Origin of the sequence: Paraplanobispora takensis, from assembly GCF_016863195.1 — a bacterium.
In the GTDB taxonomy this organism is placed as follows: domain Bacteria; phylum Actinomycetota; class Actinomycetes; order Streptosporangiales; family Streptosporangiaceae; genus Planobispora; species Planobispora takensis.
In genome coordinates, this window is record NZ_BOOK01000147.1 from 1 (window position 1) to 726 (window position 726).

The following is a 726-nucleotide window of genomic DNA, read 5'->3' on the forward strand; positions in this document are numbered from 1 at the left end:
GCAGTTCATGGACCAGACCAACCCCCTGGCCGGCCTGACGCACAAGCGTCGTCTGTCGGCACTGGGTCCCGGTGGTCTGTCCCGTGAGCGGGCCGGCTTCGAGGTCCGTGACGTGCACCCCTCGCACTACGGCCGCATGTGCCCGATCGAGACGCCGGAAGGCCCCAACATCGGCCTGATCGGCTCGCTGGCCTCCTTCGGCCGGGTCAACTCCTTCGGCTTCGTGGAGACGCCCTACCGCAAGGTCGTCGACGGCCGGGTCACCGACCAGGTCGACTACCTCACCGCCGACGAGGAGGACCGGTACGTCATCGCCCAGGCGAACACGCCGGTCTCCGCCGACGGCACGTTCCTGGAGGACCGCGTCCTCGTCCGCCGTAAGGGCGGCGAGTTCGAGTCCCTGCGGGCGACCGAGGTCGACTACATGGACGTCTCGGCGCGCCAGATGGTGTCCGTCGCGACCGCGATGATCCCCTTCCTGGAGCACGACGACGCCAACCGCGCGCTCATGGGCTCCAACATGCAGCGCCAGTCCGTGCCGCTGCTCAAGAGCGAGGCGCCGCTGGTGGGCACCGGCATGGAGTACCGCGCCGCCACCGACGCCGGTGACGTCATCAACGCCGACAAGGCCGGTGTGGTCGAGGAGGTCTCCGCCGACTACATCACCGTCATGAACGACGACGGCACCCGCACCACTTACCGTGTCGCGAAGTTCAAGCGTTCCAA

The 726-nt window shown here is 68.2% G+C and carries 1 protein-coding gene; it reads left to right on the forward strand.

Annotated features, from left to right (window positions below; all coding sequences use genetic code 11):
• The coding region (locus Pta02_RS40835) for an RNA polymerDNA-directed RNA polymerase subunit B (protein ID WP_507763428.1) at positions 1 to 726 on the forward strand (726 nt) is incomplete at both ends.